This is a genomic window from Bacillus sp. JZ39 (assembly GCF_053903145.1).
Genome location: NZ_CP096389.1, coordinates 1,784,299 through 1,802,715, shown reverse-complemented (window position 1 = coordinate 1,802,715; position 18,417 = coordinate 1,784,299). Strand labels below are relative to the sequence as shown.

Below are 18,417 nucleotides of genomic sequence, written 5' to 3'. Positions count from 1 at the left end.
TTCTCCTGATCTGAAGGCATCGAGAATTTCTTTATGATTCATACGATTTACTCCCTTCTATGATGTTTTGCACACTCTTAAAATCCAATTTCCCTAGCGCCACCTCTTGCATCAATCCGATGATTTGCTCGTCTGTATACGTGCCCTTTATGTGATGTGCTGCTGCGCTATGATTTTGTTTTTCCGCTTTTAAGGCCAAATGGTCAGATAGAGCTTGGACTGTCTGACATTCAAGGATGTCCCGGCCGGCCATCTTCAGCTGCGTGGTTTTTTCGATATGCCGCATCAATTTTCGGCCAAGAATTGAATCCATCCCATAATCCAGGAAGTTTCTTTTGAAATTGATTCGATCCTCAGATATGCCCAATTCTCGTGCTAAAAATTGAACAATGATCTTTTGAATATGGGTTTTGCCATTCGGCTCGTCAATCTCTGTTTTCATATCTTGTGAATGCTGTTTAACGGCCTCTGATTGCTGAGTGCCTGACGAAATCCAATACCGTTCCCTTGCAAATGGATAACCAGGTAAAGAAACCATCCGAACGTGATCGCCATCATGAAGGAGTTCCCAAGGAATCTGATATCCTTTCACCCAGCATTCCGCGATGTTTTCCAAATTTCTTTCTTTTGCGAGAGCTTGCAGAACTGCTTCATCTTGTTCTTCTAAAATCCCTTCTGTATATCCTGTATAAAGGGATCTCTGTTGGCCTGATACCCCACCATTCTTCATTGCTTCCACATATTCCTTCAATTTTCGCACCAATTGCTTCTGATTGTTTGCAACGATCGCGAGCCTTGCTTCCATGGCTTTTCTCCCAACCTGAAGCGTATATGCCATATCAGGTAAAGAAAGGTTATGATTCTGCTCCAGATACGCAATCATGCGGCAGGCAGCATCCTGAAGCCGATCGTCATTTTGGGCTGAAAGCATGATTACCTGCGGTGACCCTTGATGCCGCTGTGTGGACGGCTGATCTTCCGGAATGTATTCTTCAATGACTGCATGTGCATTGGTGCCGCTGATTCCAGTCGTGCTGATCGTTCCCATCCTCGGCTTCTGATTTTTCCTGATCCACGAACGGTTTTCTTTGCAAAGCACAAATGGGCTTTCTTTAAACGGAATATACGGGTTTTCCGATTCACAGTGATGAGTGGCCGGAATGATCTGGTTTTTCATAGCCATCAGCATACTGATTAAAGCAACCGTTCCTGACGCTGCAAATGTATGTCCGATTAAAGGTTTAATTGAGCTGATCATACAGAATTGCTTCTGCTTCGTATATTTGCTGAACACGCTCGTTAACGCTTGGACCTCAAGCGGATCACCAAGATTCGAGCCGGTACTGTGCGCCATCACATATTGAATATCGAGCGGATTGATTTCATTTTTTTCATAAATGTTTTCGATCAATTCTGCCTGGCTAAAAGGATTTGGCGCAGTAATGCCGTTGGTTTTGCCATCGTAATTCACGCCGCTGGCTTTGATGCAGCCATAAATATGATCTTTATCTTCAATTGCCTTTGATAATGGTTTCAAGAGAACAGCAGCCACCGCTTCACCTGGCACAAGACCATTGGCATCCTGGTCAAACACTTTGCATTGTCCGTTCGGAGACAGCATTTCGGCCCTTGTCAGCGCCTCAAAAGACATGTGAGAAATATTCAAGCTGACGCCGCCGGCTAAAGCCATTTCACAATCCCCCTGACGCAGAGCTGAACATGCCTGGTGAATCGCTACCAGTCCAGATGAACATGCTGCTGTCAAAGCCATATTAGGCCCTTTTAAATCCAATGCGTATGCGATTCTCGCAGACAATGTGGCGTTTTGTGTTCCGTTAATGTAATCCGAATCTCCGGTTAGGTGCGCATATTCCCCTTCTTCCACACCTACATAAACACCGCAGGATTTTCCTTTTATCCGATCTCCCATATAGCCGGCGTCTTCAAACGTGTGCCATGCTTCCTCTAGAAAAATGCGCTGGCGCGGATCCATGCTTTCGGCTTCTTTAGGCGATATTTGAAAAAACAGCGGATCAAACCGGTCTATGTCCTTCAAAAATGCACCCCACCTTGGCACTGCTTTTTCTGGATCTCTGTTAGCTCTCCCCCAGTCCCGGCGTTCGCCCGGAATGTCAGAGATACACGATTTACCGTTTTTCAGATTATCCCACAGCTCATGGACCGAATCAGCTTGAGGGAACCTGCCGCTCATGCCGATAATGGCAATAGGCTCATCGTGAACCTGCCGAATGCTTTTTTTACTGGTTTCTGGTTCTAAAGCTACAGGAATTGCTGCATAAGCTTCAGGGGGCTTTTGCGCTTCTGATGCATCATCCCGGTAAAATGCTTCAATCAGCTCTTTATGATCGGTTAAGAAAAAGCCGATCAATTCTTGTAAAGTCGAATAGCCGAAAAATAAAGCCGGTGTCACTTCGATGTTGAAATGCTTTGATAACACATTCGAAAATTTAGCCAAATAGATTGAATCAAATCCGAAGTCGGCCCAATTTTTGTTCAAATTCAGCTTGTCCTTTGAAATCTTAAGCAATGTGTGAATATGCTCTTTCAAGTCGTGTTCTAAACGCTTTTCAACGCTTAACTTTTTTACCTCATCCTTGTTTTCTTGCGCTAGAGGGGCTTGAGTGGCCGGTTCTGGAATAGCTGGTTCAGTCATTCCTAAAAATCGGCTGACACGGCTGGGCTGACCGGCTATGACGAGATGCTGAGCATCCTGCTGAGCTAGGATGTGCTCAAACATACGGATGCCTTCCTCGGCTTCTAGGAAGCGTTGGCCGCTTGATTTCAGGTACATATCCGTTGTTTCTTCATCACCGATCTTCATTCCGCCATCCTTCCATACAGGCCAGTTGATGACAAACGTTTTACCGTTATGCAGCTCATTTCTGTATTGTGCGTAAGCCATCTGAAACCTGTTGCCAATCGCATAATCACAACATCCAAAATCCCCTAAAACCGCAGAAGAAGAAGAAAAATAACACATAAAATCAAGGACTTCATTTTTAAGCCATTCATCAAGCGCTATCGTGCCGTTGATTTTCGGTTCAATGATGCGCTGGAAGCTTTCGATCTTTTTGTCAAAAATAGCAGAGTCGCTTTCGATTCCGGCTGCATGAATGACACCGTTGATGGCACCGAATCGGTCTTTCCCTCTCTTTACGCAGTCTCCCATTGCGATAGGATCAGACACATCGGCTTCTGCATACATCGCTTCGCCGCCTAGATCCTTTAATTCTTTTATTTGCTTTTGCTTCTCATCATTAAAAGGCGACCGCCCTGTCAAAATCAGGTTTGCGGCATAGTTTTTGGCCAAATGCTTGGCAAATAAATAACCAAGCCCTCCTACACCGCCTGTAATCAGGTAAGTACCGCCAGACTTCAATTTGCTGTCGTCCGGTTGTATCGTTGTCTGTTCAATGTGATTTACATATCGTTTCGCATTCTGATACAAAACCGTTTGTTCAGCTGAAGCCTGTAATTCTGCCCATATATTACGTGTCCAATCATCCATCGATCCTTGTTCCGCCGGCTGAAAGATTCCAGTCACTTTTGTGTGCGGAAGGACAAGCCCGAGTGAACGTTCGAAGCCAATCCATGATTCCAGATAGCTTCTGTCAAGACCATCTTCAAAACATCCTGCCAGCAGCAGCCGTGAAGGATGAAGCTTTGCTGCGGACATACCTTGTAATAGGTAAACAATACAGGAATGGTCCTTTATACAGCGCTTGTCTTCCATAGGCCACATATAGAGGATTGCATCTGGCTCTCCAAGTTCTTCTTTAATGCTCTGGAAGGCCTTTTCTAAAGTAACGGGTTCTTGCCGCACAATCTGGTAGCTATATTCAGACTGTTTGCTGTACACTTCGCCCTGTGATATAAAAATGACCTTAGTGTCTTGATCAACGTTTTTCAGGGCTGAAGCAAATGCGTTTTGCTTTTCTCTTTCAGTCAGAAAACAGATGAGCGTTTTGATACGTTTCGATGTGAGAGTAGCCGGCTCTTCTTTCCACACTTCTTGAAAAGTCATAACCTTGAAAGGTTCTTCTGTTTGCTGATCATGATCCTGTTCTATAGACGCCGGAGCCTTTGCCGCGCCTGGTGCCCAGTAACGTTCTTTTGCAAATGGATATGCCGGAAGACTGATCCGGACAGGCGTTTGGGTGCCGTACAGCATGCCCCAGTCGAAAGACAAGCCTTTCACCCAAAGATCCAGCAGTTTCGTGTATTTCCCTTTGCTCATCCATGCTTCTATGATTTTTTCCGTATCCTCATCCGCTGATAAGACTGCTAACGCTTTTTTGTTATCATCGATGCGATCCAGATACAGGCTGTCTGCTTTGTTTTCGATAAAATCGTTCAGCTTTCTCTCAAGATCCTCTAGTGATTCCGCTATAAAGGCCAGCCGTTCCTCCATTGCTTCACGGCCTGTTTGCAAGGTATAGGCAATCCTGAGCAGGTCTGTTTCGCGGTACCTTTTTTGTTTGATGGCTGTAAGCAGCTGTTTCGCTTTTTCTTGCAAGCGTTCCATGTTTTTGGCCGACAGCACAATCAGCGCTGGAGGATGGTCTTTCGGCGTTTGCGTCCCCGCTCTTGGAATATATTCTTCCAGGATGATATGGGCATTGGACCCTCCGGCGCCAAAACTGCTCAAGCCAGCGCGCCTAGGCACCTCTTGCCCGCCAATCACCGGGCGTTTCCATTCACCAAGTTGCTGCTGAACGACAAATGGCGTATGGCTGAACTCGATGTTCGGATTCAACCGCTGAGCATGCAATGATGGTGCAATTTGGCTATATTTAAACTGAAAAAGTATTTTTGTCAGCCCTGCAATTCCGGCTGCACTTTCACAATGACCGATATTTGATTTGCTGGAGCCGATCGCACAAAACTGTTTCTCCTGCGTATCTTTCTCAAATGCTTTTGTTAACCCCGCTATCTCAATCGGATCTCCTAATGCAGTGCCTGTTCCATGCGCCTCTAAATAACTGATGGTTCGGGCAGGAATGTCGGCGCGCTCCATTGCTTCTTTAATTACCTGTGCCTGTGCATGAGGATTTGGAACCGTGTATCCATTTGTTTTTCCTCCGCTATTAATGGCACTTGCCTTTATCACACCGTAAATATGGTCACCGTCCGCTATTGCTTGCTGCAGCGGCTTTAACACAATGGCGCCTACGCCTTCACCGTCGACAAATCCATCTGCATCATCGCCGAATGATTTACATGTATCACTAGCAGAGAGCATATTCATGACAGATAAATTCTGATAGTGAACCGGGTCGACAACTAAATTGACACCGCCGGCAATGGCACAATCACTCGATCCGCTATAGATGCTTTCCAGCGCTAAATGAATCGCTGTCAGGGAGGATGAGCAGGCTGTATCGACTGCAAGACTCGGGCCTTGGAAATTCAGTAAATAGGATATTCTGTTGGCGATAGACCAATAGCCGTAGCCGGTCGGATAATTTTTGTTCATGACTCCGGCAAAGACGCCGATTTTTCTGCTTGAACAGAGCGAGTCAGGCGTGTATCCCGCGTCTTCAATACTTGCATAAGCGGTTTGCAGAAATAATCGCTCCTGAGGGTCCATTCTTTCTGCCTCAAGCGGAGAAATCTGAAAGAATAATGGGTCAAACTTGTCCATATCCTTGATAAATCCGCCCCATTTCGTATAAATTGATCCTTCTTTTCCTTTTTCTTTATCGTAATAAGCTTTCCAATCCCAGCGATCTTTCGGAATTTCCTCAATACAATTTCTTCCTTCTATTAGGTTGTTCCAAAAGTCTTCTGCTGTTTCCGCCTGAGGATAGCGTCCAGAAATGCCGATAATGGCAACGTCACGGCTTGCAAGAGTGTTTGTCGGTGTTTCTTTCTCCCCGCTGAAGCCAAGCTTGCGATAGCGCCGTGTTCTTTTAGCGGCCTGATCAGGTTTCTGTGAGGATTGGGTTCTGCTTTCGGCCGGTGTCTGTTGTTGAACTTGACGGTCAAGACCTGTTAATTTCATCAGCGCTTCTGTTTTTGTTTTGATGAAATGATCCACTAATGCGTCAATGGTCTGGTACTCGAAAAATAAAGTGCTGCTTACATGGTCAAATTCTTTGCGCAATGTATTCGTCAGCTGGACAACAACGATAGAATCAATCCCGTACTTTTCAAGCGGTTCAGATGACTCAATTTTGCTTGCAGGAATTTTCAACGTTTCCCCGATTAGTTTTTTCATATATTCTGTGCTTTTTTCTCTTAGGAGAGCATGTTTTGATTGTCCAGCTTCCTCTGAATCTATGGTATGAATGTAGGCTGGCTCCTGATTAGACGCTTGTGAAACAACCTTCTCCGGCAAGATCACATTTTTCATCATACGGCGAACCAGCCCGTTGCTTGAGGCTGCGACGATTTGGTGACTCAGATCATGTGCCGCCTCGGCCGGGAAAAAGACAGATTCAAAGCCTTCGCTTTCAAGTGCCGCTTTCCAGCTGTCAGGATGTAAGCCTGGACAGCCGGGAATCCGCACTGCAGGATCTTCATACAGCCACCAGCCTTCCAAAAGACCAAAGGTGATGTGAGGGAACAGGCTGTTTCCCGCCATTTCATTCAGCAGCAGCATTCCGTTGTTTTTCATTACCGCTTTTGTACGCCGCAGTGTTTGACGGATATTTTTTGTTGCGTGAAGGACATTAGCGGCAATAACGACATCATAGCCTCCCGCTTCAAATTCCTGCTGGTCAATCGGTTTTTCCACATCAAAAAGCTGATATGTCAGGTACGGATTTTCCGCCCCATATTCCTTTTCTGCATGCAGCAAAAATGCTTTAGACAGATCTGTATAGCAATATTCATTGATGTGCTTTTGATATGGTTTCAGTTTTTCAAAGATTCCGGCACTCGTGCCGCCTGTGCCTGCGCCTATTTCCATAATGCGAATCGATGCCTCAGGGTCGTGCTTCAGACGTTCATCCAGATAAGCTAATAATGTATCGGCAAGCACTTTATTAAAATAGTCTGCCACTTGGTTATGCTTATAAATGCCTTCCACCAGTTCCATCGAGGAATGCGGGAACATGATATCTGTTGCAGGGACTTTCCCTGTCAAAATATCCGGTAATGCTTTCAGCATGGCCTCTGCTAAGACAACCATCGCCTTTGTCTCGCTGTCTTTAAGCCACTTTTCTTTTTTCGCATTCCATTCTTGCCAAAGCAGCTCGATATCCTCTGCTTGGTCCTTCCTCACCAATGAATCTCCAACTTTCTTAAGATAGCCATGCTGCAAGAGAAATTCGCTGCTTTGCCGAATCCATTTTCCATAAAATTCACGAGTCTTATATTGTTGAAGACGTTCAACCGATAATGTATAACCATCAAACAGCCCGGCTGTTTGCAGCTGTCCTAACAACAGCCTGTAAAGAAGATCATCAAGCTCTTCATGTGTCACTCTTTGAAATCGTCCCGTAGTCGGCAGACGCTCCATCAGGCTCTCTGCATCTGCTGAAGGTTGCTCTGGATAAAGAGTGATGAATTCATTCTGATTCACGCCTTCGACTGCTACAGGCTTTGTCGTATGAATGAAAGCTGTTTGGCTGACTGGCCCAGAAAGCAGTGCTTCCAGCGCCTTCATAGCCTCCGCAGGCTCAATTAAACCTAAGCCGATTTGATTCATGAGTTGTACATAATGTTCATCCTCAGCCGCTTCACTATTCCCCCAATATCCCCAGTTCATGACTTTTACAGGGCATGCCCAGCTCTGAGAAAGCTGGTGAGCAAAAGCATCTGCAAATGTACAGCCAGAGGCATAATGGCTTTGCTTCACATTTTTGATATGGGCTACAAGCGAAGAGAAGAATAAAACAAAATCTACATTCTCCTGGCGGAACACTTGGGCCAACCGAATACTGACATCGATCTTCGCCGCCAGTCCAGCGGTGAATTCTTCCGGCTTCATTTTTTCCAGGCTTTGCTCAAATAAAACCATCGCAGAGTGAACAATCCCGTGAATATGAGGATGGCGCATTTTCACTTGATCATAAGCCTGCTGCAATGAATGCTTATCAGCTGCATCGGCTGCAATGTAGAAAGGCTCAGGGCCAAGCGCCGAAAGTCGGTCTATTTTTGACTGGATGGCAGCATTAAGTTGACTTCGCCCAATCCAAACGATTTGCGCCTGGTAGCGGCGGATCATGTACTCACTCCACGCCTCTCCGATATACCCGGCTCCTCCGATGACCACATAGACTCCGCCTTTCCGATATAGCGTGTCGCCTGACAGTGAGTGCCGATATGGGATCAATTGCTGCTGATGCCATTGCTGATTACGATAGGCCCAAGCATGGCCAAGGCGGTCAGCTGGGAGCGCAAACATGTGATTTACCGGCCATGTGCAGCCTTTTTCAAGATCGAGAAGACGGATTTTCCAGTGTGGATATTCCTTTGCCATTGTGCCGGCAAGCCCATGAATGCTTGCATGAGCGGGTTGTACTGCCTCATGTTGCGTAACCGGCTGTGCTTGGACGGTCACAAGAGACCATTCAAGTTGTTTCTCGCCATAGCCTAATTGCAGGCATGCTTTCACAAGCTTAAATAAGTGAAGAACAGCTTCTCCTTGTCCATCACTACCTATACTTCCCCGGTGTGACGGGGCAATCCACAATACATGGTCAATGCTTCCGTACGCTCGCAGTTTGACCGCTATTCCCTCAATGTCATCTGCAGGCCGGATATCGATAAAGGAAACTTGCGGATAATGATGCTTTATGAATGCCCGATCAGCTTCAGCAGCACCGCATAAAACAGCTCGTGTACCAGCAAACGAAGCATTATCCTCCGCTTCTAGAGAGACTGGTTCCCAGACGGGGATCATCATCGTATGCCCGGTCAGCTGAGAATCAGTTACTAGATGAGACCTTGAATGCCGCTCTCCATCAAGTGCCCGCATCAAGGCACCCTTCATTCGCACACAAACGTGTCCGTTCTCATCACATAAATCAATATCATACTTTCTGACTTTGTCCTCCGCTTTACTGTCTGAACTATATCGAATATAAGACCATATATTCTCTGGACATGGGCTGAAAATATCAACCTCCTGCAACGCAAATGGAAGAGACAGCGTCTGAGCTTGTCCAGTGGCATTGACTGAGCTAACGATAAAACCGACCGTGGCATGGAACGCGGAATCCATCAAACTCGGGTGGAGCGTAAAATGCTGCTTGTCGTTTTTTAGAAAAGCGGGTAACGAGATTTTTGCAAGCAATTGATCTTTGCCGACATAGACTTTTTCAATCCCTTGATAGCCCTCTCCATAGTCAAGCCCAATCTTTCGAAACGCTGCATAGCATTGTTCTGACGTCACTGTGTCCAAACTGCATTCTGTCTGTATTGATGAAAGGTTTAAAATGGAAGTGTCCGCTTCATCTGAAATGACAGCGCGGCCTTGGCAGTGTATCGTCAGGGCTTCTTCTTTATGTTCAGAGCTGCTATAAATGTCAAAGGAAATGTCCCCGTTATCCTCAGGAAAAAGGCCAATATGTATTTCTTTTGGTTCACTTTCTATCGTGATAGGACGCACCCACACAATGTCTTTAAGCGACACCACTCTTTGTTCGCTGTCCAGATCGCCTGCAGCTTTTTCCGCTGCTTCCCTTGCCATTTCTAAATAGGCAACGCCCGGCAAAATCTTCTGTCCCTGTACAACATGATCTGAAAGGAAAAATTCCGTGCCTGTAAATACAGAGCTAAAGCGCTGCTCAGTAAAGTCTGATGTATTGCGGTGCACCAGCGGATGTAAGATATGATTCACAGTGCTGGTTTTCATTTCAGGAACCGGGATCCAGTAGCGCTCCCTTGCAAACGGATAGGTCGGAACACTGATCTTAAGCGGCTTGCGATCGCCGTATAGATCGTCCCAGGTGACCCGCTTTCCTTGAACCCATGCTTTCGCCATTTCCATCATTTCGCTGTCTTTTATCAAATGGTTATTCAGCGCATTTACCGATGTCGGCCCAGCCGCCTCCTGATTCTCCTTGGCTTGTCCGGTCCAGCAGCCCTCGATCTCTTCTTCTCCATTGGCAAACGCCCGAAGTTTAGCCGTTAAATCTTTTATGTCTTTTACGATGAAGGCCGCACGCTCCTCCATTTCAACCCGCCCTGCCTGCATGGTATAAGCTAACGCTAAAAGATTGACGTCCTCGCTAAGAAAATCAAGAAGTTTAAGAGCGTAAGCCTGCAGACGATCTTTGTTTCTCGCAGACAAAGGTATCACTATTTCTTCATTTTTCGTTAAAATCGTCTCTGAATGGCTCTCTGCCGGAATATATTCTTCCAAAATAAGATGCGCATTTGAGCCTGAAGCGCCAAACGAACTTAAACCGGCACGGCGGGGATATGTGACGTCCACCCCGTTTTCTGTAAAAGATGGCTGCTCCCATTCCTTTGTTTCATGCTGGACAAAAAATGGGGTTTGATCGAGCTTCAAATAAGGATTCAGCTCTTCTGAATGTAATGAGGGCACCAAGGTTTTATGATGCAACTGCAGGACAGTCTTCGTTAAGCCGCTAATGCCGGCTGCAGCTTCAGCATGGCCAATATTCGATTTCACTGAACCGATTGAACAGAATTGCTTGTCCTGCGTATTGCGGCTGAAAGCTTTTACTAACCCCTGTATTTCAATCGGATCTCCCAATGAGGTGCCAGTGCCATGGGCTTCAACATAGCTGATGGTGCGCGGATCAATTCCTGTTTTTTCTAGACACGCTTCGATTACATCAGCTTGAGCTACTGGGCTCGGTACTGTAATTCCGCTTACTTTCCCTACATGATTTATCGCACTGCCTTTGATGACAGCATAGATTCGGTCACCGTCCTGTTCAGCTTTTCGCAGCGGTTTTAGCAATACTGTGCCGACACCTTCTCCAGATACGTAGCCATCCCCGCCTTTGCCGAAAGTATGGCAATAGCCGTCACTTGAGTGCATCCCTACACTGCCATAGCTGATATATTTAGCCGGATGCAGTGACAAATTGACGCCTCCGGCAAGCGCGGCCTCGCATTCTCCATTCCTGATGCTCTCTATTGCCAGATGAACCGCAGTTAATGAGGAAGAGCAGACCGTGTCCACCGCCATGCTTGGGCCGTGGAAATTACAATAGTAAGAGACCCTGTTGGCGATTTGCGCATAATTCAGCGATAAAGGAAATGGATTGTGTTCTGATAGAGCTTCAGCTCCTATAAGGGAATAGTCCTTATGCATAACGCCGGCAAACACACCGACATGCTGTCTTTTATTTTCTCCCTGCGGTGAAGCAATTGTCTCTGGTGTATAACCCGCATCTTCAATAGCTTCCCAGCACGTCTCTAAAAATAACCGTTCCTGAGGGTCCATCATTTCCGCTTCACGCGGAGAGATTCTGAAAAATTGAGGATCAAAACAATCAGCATCCTCGATAAACCCGCCCCATTTTGACAATGGCTTGCCCGAAGGTGAATCCAGTCCATTGTTTTCTTTCCATTCCCAGCGTGAGTTTGGAATCTCTGTGATGCAGTCGGTACCCGCTTTAAGCTGTTCCCAAAATTCCTGTATATTTTTCGCCTTAGGATAGCGTCCCGCCATTCCGATAATGGCTATGTCCTCCCCGATCTCTGGTGAAGAGGTAACACCATCAATTGGTGAAGGAGATTGGCGGACAGCATCGTCCGCCTCTCCAATTGAATAGTGATCAGCAAGATGAGCAGCTAGTTCTGCAATTGTTGTAAATTCAAACAGCAGTGTCGGAGCAAGATCCGCTCCAACCTTATCTCCAATTTCCTGAACCACGGTAAGCAATGACGGAGAATCCAGACCAAGCTCATAGTACCCAGCGTGGATATCCATTTGTTCTGCCGGCCTTTCAAGCTGCTTAGCAAGCAGCTGACGCAAATACATTTCAAATGCGGGATAGTCCCGACTGATGTTCTGAGAGACAGCAGCTCTTTCTTCTTGAATTTCTTTTGCAGAATGAAATGCTGACATATTCCGTACAGACTTGCCTGCAAATTGTTTCAGCTCGGCCACTTTTTGTCCTGCTGAATTAAAATATTCAATCGTCATATAAGTGAGTTCTTTCTTTTGGCGCACAGATGAGGAGAGGATCCGTGCTGTACATCCTTTTTGCAATCGTTCTGAAGCAGAAAACGATTCATAATACAATGGCAGGTACATCGTTTGATCTGAGATCAGGCAGCTTGAACCTATGCCACTGCCGTCAATAAGCGTCGGATGAAACAGAAAAGCTTCAGAATGACGCAACGCTTCCTGTCCGACTGCTAAATCAATTACAGCCCCCTCTTTGGCCTCATAAATCCGCCCTTTTGCCTTCATCATGCCGGTATGCACTAACTCCTGAGAACGGCATTGTTCATAGATTTCATCTAAATTCAGAATCCTATCAGCTGTACTTTTCCACTGATTAAGGTCTATTGATTCGGCAAAAGAAGTTTGCTCTTTACGATGCATGTCAGCAGTCACATATTGTCTCTTGTCAGATAGTGATTCTCCATGCTGTTTTTGTCCGTCGATGATGATGGACCATGTCCCTTCCTTTCTTTCAGACACATGAATGGTCAGGGCAATGTCATATGACTCATCTGCAATCAAAGGATAAAAAATGGTCAGGTTTTTTAATTCAAGCTCTTGGTATGCATAACCATGTTCCTGGAATACTTGGTAGATTAAATCTATATAAGCAAGGCCGGGTAATAACGCTTGTCCATATACCTTGTGGTTGGACATGATTGGATTATTTAATGAAATGTGCAGTTGTTCAGTTATCATTTTCCCACTCCTCTCTTATTTGAAAGTTTTCCAAAACATATCTTTTGAAGCCCCTGTGTCTGAATGCACTTTTTTCTGCACGTTTTGAGCTGATGGTTTGATTAAAACGGGCTGCCTATTTAATTCCGGTAAAGGCAGAGGTTTTCTTCTAATTGGACGCTCAGCCGAGTCTTTCCAGCCTTCTATAATGAGATGGGCGTTCGTTCCGCCATCTGCAAAACAATTAATTGCCGCAGCCGGCGTTGTCTCCTTCCACTCGGCTTGCGATCTGCTGAAATACAAATCTGTTTTTTCTATATCAAAATACGGCATATTTTCATTACCTGACAGGAACGGAACCAATTGTCTATGCTTCAGCATTAAAGCTACTTTAATCAGGCTCGCAATCCCCTCTGCACATAATGGATGGCCGATGTTAGGTTTCACCGATCCCAGCCCTAACGGAGCCTTTGATTCAGAACGGTAAATGGACTGGATTGCCTTTAATTCAAGTAAATCTGTTACTGCCGACCCCGATCCGTTCGCTTCGAGATAGCTGATCTCTTCAGTCTTTTTGCCGCTTTTTTCAAGCGCTGACAGCATGACGTCCTTTTGTGCCTCGAGATTCGGAGATGATGGGCCAGCCGTTCTTCCGTCATTATTAATCGCAGCGGCTTTAATGACTGCATATATGGAATCTCCGTCTTCAACCGCTTGGCTGACGGTTTTGACGAGAACCATGCCCACGCCTTCTCCTAAAATGACACCGTCTGCCCGCTTATCAAAAATATGGAATGACGGTTTGTCACATAAAAGTCCGCGCTCATAAAACATTCGATGCGCATCAGCATCAAGCAAACTGACGCCGCCTACAACCGCTGCCTCAATATCTCCGCTTCGCAGAGCCTGAATGGCCATATTCAGCCCCACCAGCGCAGAGGAACAAGCGGTATCCAGGACAATACTCGGTCCCTTCAAGTCAAAAAATTGTGAAATGTTAGCTGCTAAATAGTTTTGTCCGCCAGCGACTATCGGATTTCTTGCTTTTGAAAGACTGACCGGATCAGGCTTGTGCTGGCTGCGGCCTCCTATATAAACACCAGCCCTCATGCCTTTCACTTCTTTCTCTGTATAACCGGCGTGATACCACAGCTTCAAGCTTTCCTCCAATACAGCCAAAGCTTGAGGGTCCATCGCTCTGACATCGTTTTCGGACATCATGAAGAAATCATGATCAAATTGGTTCATTTCATCAATGAGGCCCGCGTAATTTGAGCTGGAGTTCCCGAATCGTTCAGGCGGAACAGGCACAATCGCAGACCGTCCATCACGTATTAGTTCCCAGTATTCCTCTAAGGTTTCTGCTCCTGGGAACCTGCAACTAAGACCGATGATAGCGATGTCCTCAGCAAGAAGTGCCGTTTTTTCATGGCTTATCTGTTGCGGCCGCTGTTCTGGCACCAGCTTCTGTTTCATTGCTGATTGCGGCTTGAGAGGTGTCTGTTTCTCAGGAACAGATGGCTGTAAAACAGCTGATATGTCATATTTCGAAATGAGCCAGTGTGCAAAGGATTCTATTGTCGGGTATTCAAACAAAATTGACGGATCAATATCTCCATTTAATTGTTGGTTCATCTGCTGTACCAGCTGGGCCAATATAATCGAGTCGATTCCGTATTCTTGGAAAGGTTCATCCGTTTCAAAGTCTTCTGCAGCTATTTTCAGTTCATCTGAAAAAAGAGTTACGAGCCAGTCGACTGTTTCAGGGAACAGGTTGCGAGTGCCGGTTTGCTCTTTCGTCTCAGGATGCGAGAGAGCTTCGACAGGCAGTGACGGCTTCATTAGCTTATCCGGCTTCCAAACGTTTGTATCTGGTACTGCCGGCAGCACGACAGCATACTGTCTGTCTGATAGAATCTGGTCAAGCAGCTGTAATCCCTCGTCGTTTGTCAAACTGATCAATCCAGTTTGTTCTAAAGCTTTGCTTCGAACCTCGCCTAAACCGGTCTCCTTCCAGTTAGGCCACTGAATGCTTACAATGGGACATTTATCTTGATGAGCCTCCGCAAAATAATCCATAAAAGCATTTGCCATCGCGTAATCAGCTTGTCCTGCTGCTAGTGCAGGGATGGCCGCTGATACTGATGAAAACAAGGTGAAAAACGCCAATGGTTCATCCTGAAGCAGGTCAAACAACGTTTGCAGACCTTCAACTTTCGGTTCAAGCACCTGTCCGATCTCTTCTAGTGATTTTCTGATAAAAGCCGGGTTTTGTTTGTTCACCATCCCGGCACAATGGATGACTCCGCCAATCGCCCCCATTGTTTCGTGTATTGTCTTCAGGCTCTGTTCGACAGCAACCCTGTCTGTGAGATCCAGAGACAGCACCTGAACTTGCGCACCCATGTCTTCTAGCTCTTGAACGGCTTTTATTTTCTCGGCAAACGAGGCCATTTTTACCGAATTCCACTGGTCACGCGGCGGAAGCTCTTCACGGCCGATAAGGACCAGCCGCTTAACGCCGTATGTTTTCACAAAATGCCGCGCACACAGCAAGCCGAGACCTCTTGTCCCGCCTGTAATAAGCAGGACTTTGTCTGTTGAAAACGATACTTGCTTATGACTAAGAGCGGCTTCTGCTGGCTGCTCTGCCAAATATGCGCGATATCGCTGACCGTTTCGATAACAGACTTCTGCTTCTGTGCTCTTGGCATAAAACTCCGCTGCAATCAGTCCGGCCAGCTCCTCATGAGAGGCTTCGCATTCCATATCTGCATGTCTTGAAGTAAGGTGGCTGTACTCGCTTTGAAGCATGCGGTATAAACCGGCCCGCGAAGCACCAGACAAATGAACAGCGTCATTTGCATAGGCCTCCAGCCCCTTTGTTACACCCAAGATCGTCAAATGATGCTTGCTTGTACGTCCTTGCTCGATCAGCTTTTGGAGCCAGTTTATCCAGCCCAAAGACTGCTCGTGGCTCGTTCCGCATCCGATCAGATCGATTGCTCCAGCAACGTGTTCATAGTAAGCAGCAGATACCCGCTCCAGCTCTTGACTGTCAAATATACGGTATTTCGAGAAATACGTCGAAAGCTCTTCCGCTAATGCCATTGTCTCCTCATTTGCCAAAATGGCGACGGTTTGATTCGTCATTTCTGCCGGTTCAATCGGACAAGGCTGCCACTGTTTACGCAGAAAGCAGCGCTTTGGCATCAGTTCGGATTGAGGCAGAGCTGTAGCAATGGTTTCGGGTTCACCTTCTTGAGTTGGCAGCCAGTAATACTCTTCCGCGAACGGATAAGCAGGCAGGCTGATTCGGCGAGGCGTGTATTCCCCATAAAGCTTGTTCCAATCTATCTGCAGCCCTTTCACCCATAGCTCTGCTACTTTCTCCAGCCTTTTTTTCTCTATCCATGTTTGCAGCAATGCTTTGGCATCATGATCCGTTTCAAACAGCTTGATTTCGCTCTTCTTCGTTTTCACGTGAGCAGCAAATATGCTGCCGTTCGGCATTTCAGCCAAATAATCATCTAAAGCTTTGATCAGCATTTCTCTCGAATCCGCCAAAAACGCCATGCGATAATCCATTGCTTCCCGGCCCGTCTGAAGTGTGTATGCCATATCCTCCAGATCGATATCTTCATTGGAAGTTACGAAATCTTTCATTGCTTCCGCATAGGCCTTCAATTGCTTCTCTTTTTTCGCTGAGAGTACAAATAATGCTGAGCGGTGCTGCTTTGTTAATCGATCGTTCCTCTTGTCAGGCTGATATTCCTCTATCACAATATGGGCATTCGTTCCGCTATATCCGAAGGAGCTCACACATGCTCTCCGCGGTTTTCCATCACCCGTTTCCCAAGGCTTAAGCTCCGTATTAACGTATAAAGGAGAATGCTCAAATTCAAAATGCTCATTCGGTGTCGTGAAGTTCAATGTCGGCACAAGTGTTTTATGATTCATGCACAATAACACTTTTTGAACCCCGGCTACTCCTGCCGCCGCGGATGTATGGCCAATATTGCTTTTGACGGAACCGATTGCGCAAAACTGCTTTTTGTCTGTTTTTTCTTGAAATACGGTGGCCAGAGCTTCTAATTCAATTGGATCGCCTTGTTTTGTTCCTGTGCCGTGCATCTCGACATAACTGATACTCTCAGGATGTATACCGTATGTTTCATATATGTCTCTTTCCAGATCCATTTGGCTTTTCGCACTCGGTGCCGTGATTCCGTTTGTTTTCCCGTCCTGATTAATACCCGAGCCAATGATAATGCCATAAATATGGTCACGGTCCGCTTCCGCATCTTTCAGCCTTTTCAGAACCAGCGCACCCGCACCCTCGCCGGGCACAAAACCATTCGCGCTATTGTCAAATGCTTTACATTGTCCATCAGGTGAAAGCATGCCGGCCTCACACATACTCATGTAAGATTCCGGCGTCAGGTATAAGCTGACCCCGCCGACCAGCGCCATATCAATTTCTTTGTTTATAAGTGCCTGGCGCGCTAAATGTGTGCCGACCAATGAAGATGAACATGCGGTATCAATAGGAATCGCTGGCCCTTTTAAATTAAGAAAATACGGAATACGCGCCGCAGCGATCGCAAAGCTGTTCCCGGTGGCATTTGCTCTTGCCTGCCGATTCAGCATAACTCCATATTCATTGCTCATAATCCCAAGATAAACGCCGCATTTTTTCTCATTTAATGTTCGGGCATTATATCCGGCATCCTCAAAGGCTTTATAGCCTTCCTGCAAAAAGATTCGATGCTGCGGGTCCATCAGTTCCGCTTCTGACGGCGGAATATTAAAAAACAACGGATCAAAATGTTCAATATCATCCAGCATCCCCATTGATTTGCAGTAGACTTTCCCTTTTTTGTTGAGGACAGGATCATAGTATTTGTCTACATCCCACCGTGATGTTGGAATGTCCCGAATGGCATTTCTCGCATGAACCAGGTTATCCCAGTACTCTCTTACATTACGAGCGCCCGGGTATCTTCCCGACATCCCGACAATCGCTATCGCATCCTCCGGGCGGTCTTGATGAACAGGAACCGTTTTCTTCACATGTTCTTTCTTTTTTGGATGTTGAACAGGCTGAAGGGGCCGTTCTGCCGGCTTTGGATTAGATGATGCTGCTGGCTTTTGCTGGGCTGCTTCGAAAGAGTCAGTATGCTCTATCTTTCTATCAAGATGAGTTCCAAGCTCGGACTTTAGCATTTCGGCAAAATCACCTATCGTTGGATAATCATATACTCTGGTTACCGTAAAAGACGTTCCGTATTGCTTGTTCACCGCTTTTATCCATTCGAGTCCGGTAATCGAGTCCATTCCGATATCTATGAACGCTTCGTCAATATCCACCTCGTATGGCTCCATGTATAACACGTCTGCTATGCTTTCCCTCAAGTTTTCATGCAGCGTTTCAATTGCTACAGTATATTGTCTTGATGCAGATATTTCTGCCGCTGCATATTGAATCGTTTCTTCAGCTTCCTCTTGCACTGGCTGATGATGTTCTAACGGCTGCAGAGATATATTAGCCGGTTTAGCAGCAGGTACCGCTGTTTTTTGTCTGATCGGCGTGTACGTCTCCGTTTGTTTTTTCTCCC

2 protein-coding genes (1 of these 2 only partly in view) are annotated in these 18,417 nt (G+C 46.2%); both read right to left on the bottom strand.

Going from position 1 to position 18,417, the window contains the following annotated elements:
* Positions 1-31: 31 nt before the first annotated feature.
* Entirely contained in the window at positions 32-12,820 is a 12,789-nt protein-coding gene (gene pksM, locus M1D65_RS09175; protein WP_456270848.1) for a polyketide synthase PksM, read from the bottom strand.
* A 15-nt stretch (positions 12,821-12,835) separates the two neighbouring features.
* On the bottom strand, positions 12,836-18,417 hold the end of the coding sequence (gene pksL, locus M1D65_RS09170; RefSeq protein ID WP_456270847.1) for a polyketide synthase PksL. 8,035 nt of this gene lie beyond the right edge of the window; 5,582 of the gene's 13,617 nt are visible here — the last part of the coding sequence; the start codon falls outside the window, past its right edge — the gene reads right to left on this strand; its stop codon occupies positions 12,836-12,838.

Coding starts and splice junctions, on each gene's coding strand:
- pksM (WP_456270848.1), bottom strand. CDS start 12,820: ATGATAACTGAACAACTGCACATTTCATTAAATAATCCAATCATGTCC.